Origin of the sequence: Vibrio sp. V42_P2S4T144 (genome assembly GCF_009904715.1) — a bacterium.
Lineage (GTDB): Bacteria > Pseudomonadota > Gammaproteobacteria > Enterobacterales > Vibrionaceae > Vibrio > Vibrio alginolyticus.
The window spans coordinates 1-2,998 of the sequence record NZ_WXWS01000486.1; the positions used below are offsets into that span (position 1 = coordinate 1).

Here is a 2,998-nt window from a genome sequence, read left to right on the forward strand (position 1 = left end):
GGAAAGCTGTTTTTTAATTCTCGTTCTTACACATTCAACGTTCTTTCATTGAGTCCATCAAAACCCCTTGGGTGTTGTATGGTTAAGCCTCACGGGCAATTAGTACAGGTTAGCTCAACGCCTCACAACGCTTACACACCCTGCCTATCAACGTCGTAGTCTACGACAACCCTTTAGGATACTTAAAGTATCAGGGAGAACTCATCTCAAGGCTCGCTTCCCGCTTAGATGCTTTCAGCGGTTATCGATCCCGAACTTAGCTACCGGGCAATGCGTCTGGCGACACAACCCGAACACCAGAGGTTCGTCCACTCCGGTCCTCTCGTACTAGGAGCAGCCCCTTTCAATTCTCCAACGCCCACGGCAGATAGGGACCGAACTGTCTCACGACGTTCTAAACCCAGCTCGCGTACCACTTTAAATGGCGAACAGCCATACCCTTGGGACCGACTTCAGCCCCAGGATGTGATGAGCCGACATCGAGGTGCCAAACACCGCCGTCGATATGAACTCTTGGGCGGTATCAGCCTGTTATCCCCGGAGTACCTTTTATCCGTTGAGCGATGGCCCTTCCATTCAGAACCACCGGATCACTATGACCTGCTTTCGCACCTGCTCGAATTGTCATTCTCGCAGTCAAGCGGGCTTATGCCATTGCACTAACCTCACGATGTCCAACCGTGATTAGCCCACCTTCGTGCTCCTCCGTTACGCTTTGGGAGGAGACCGCCCCAGTCAAACTACCCACCAGGCACTGTCCGCAACCCCGATAAGGGGTCGACGTTAGAACATCAACACTACAAGGGTGGTATTTCAAGGACGGCTCCACGCAATCTAGCGACTGCGCTTCAAAGCCTCCCACCTATCCTACACATGTAGGGTCAATGTTCAGTGCCAAGCTGTAGTAAAGGTTCACGGGGTCTTTCCGTCTAGCCGCGGGTACACTGCATCTTCACAGCGATTTCAATTTCACTGAGTCTCGGGTGGAGACAGCGTGGCCATCATTACGCCATTCGTGCAGGTCGGAACTTACCCGACAAGGAATTTCGCTACCTTAGGACCGTTATAGTTACGGCCGCCGTTTACCGGGGCTTCGATCAAGAGCTTCGACCGAAGTCTAACCCCATCAATTAACCTTCCGGCACCGGGCAGGCGTCACACCGTATACGTCATCTTGCGATTTTGCACAGTGCTGTGTTTTTAATAAACAGTTGCAGCCACCTGGTATCTGCGACTCTCAATAGCTCCATCCGCGAGGGACTTCACCGTCGAGAGCGTACCTTCTCCCGAAGTTACGGTACCATTTTGCCTAGTTCCTTCACCCGAGTTCTCTCAAGCGCCTTGGTATTCTCTACCCGACCACCTGTGTCGGTTTGGGGTACGATTCCTTACAATCTGAAGCTTAGAGGCTTTTCCTGGAAGCATGGCATCAATGACTTCACTACCGTAGTAGCTCGACGTCGTGTCTCAGCCTTAAGAGAAACCGGATTTACCTAATTTCTCAGCCTACGCACTTGAACCTGGACAACCGTCGCCAGGCCCACCTAGCCTTCTCCGTCCCCCCATCGCAATTGTAAGAAGTACGGGAATATTAACCCGTTTCCCATCGACTACGCCTTTCGGCCTCGCCTTAGGGGTCGACTTACCCTGCCCCGATTAACGTTGGACAGGAACCCTTGGTCTTCCGGCGAGGAGGTTTTTCACCCCCTTTATCGTTACTCATGTCAGCATTCGCACTTCTGATACGTCCAGCATGCGTTACCACACACCTTCAACCGCTTACAGAACGCTCCCCTACCCAATGCACTAAAGTACATTGCCGCAGCTTCGGTTTACTACTTAGCCCCGTTACATCTTCCGCGCAGGCCGACTCGACCAGTGAGCTATTACGCTTTCTTTAAATGATGGCTGCTTCTAAGCCAACATCCTGGCTGTCTGAGCCTTCCCACATCGTTTCCCACTTAGTAGTAATTTGGGACCTTAGCTGGCGGTCTGGGTTGTTTCCCTCTCCACGACGGACGTTAGCACCCGCCGTGTGTCTCCCGGATAGTACTTACTGGTATTCGGAGTTTGCAAAGGGTTGGTAAGTCGGGATGACCCCCTAGCCTTAACAGTGCTCTACCCCCAGTAGTATTCGTCCGAGGCGCTACCTAAATAGCTTTCGGGGAGAACCAGCTATCTCCAGGTTTGATTGGCCTTTCACCCCTAGCCACAAGTCATCCGCTAATTTTTCAACATTAGTCGGTTCGGTCCTCCAGTTGATGTTACTCAACCTTCAACCTGCCCATGGCTAGATCACCTGGTTTCGGGTCTATATCCAGAGACTGAACGCCCAGTTAAGACTCGGTTTCCCTACGGCTCCCCTAGATGGTTAACCTTGCCACTGAATATAAGTCGCTGACCCATTATACAAAAGGTACGCAGTCACAGGACAAAGCCTGCTCCTACTGCTTGTACGTACACGGTTTCAGGTTCTATTTCACTCCCCTCACAGGGGTTCTTTTCGCCTTTCCCTCACGGTACTGGTTCACTATCGGTCAGTCAGTAGTATTTAGCCTTGGAGGATGGTCCCCCCATATTCAGACAGGATATCACGTGTCCCGCCCTACTCGATTTCACTGAACACACGTCGTCAACTACGGGACTATCACCCTGTATCGTCGGCCTTTCCAGGCTGTTCGTCTAACGCGTGTAAAGCTTAAGGGCTAGTCCAATTTCGCTCGCCGCTACTTTCGGAATCTCGGTTGATTTCTTTTCCTCGGGGTACTTAGATGTTTCAGTTCCCCCGGTTCGCCCTGTTGAGCTATGTATTCACTCAACAGTAATACCTTATGGTATTGGGTTTCCCCATTCGGAAATCCCAGACTCAAATGGTTTTTACTACCTAATCTGGGCTTATCGCAAGTTAATACGTCCTTCATCGCCTCTGACTGCCAAGGCATCCACCGTGTACGCTTAGTCACTTAACCATACAACCCGAAGGAGTTTCGAGTTGATG

Annotated in this window: 1 rRNA gene; it reads right to left on the minus strand. The window is 51.3% G+C overall.

The window, feature by feature from the left end:
- Positions 1-78: 78 nt before the first annotated feature.
- Positions 79-2,969 (minus strand): 23S ribosomal RNA (locus CAG68_RS16120).
- Positions 2,970-2,998 lie beyond the last annotated feature (29 nt).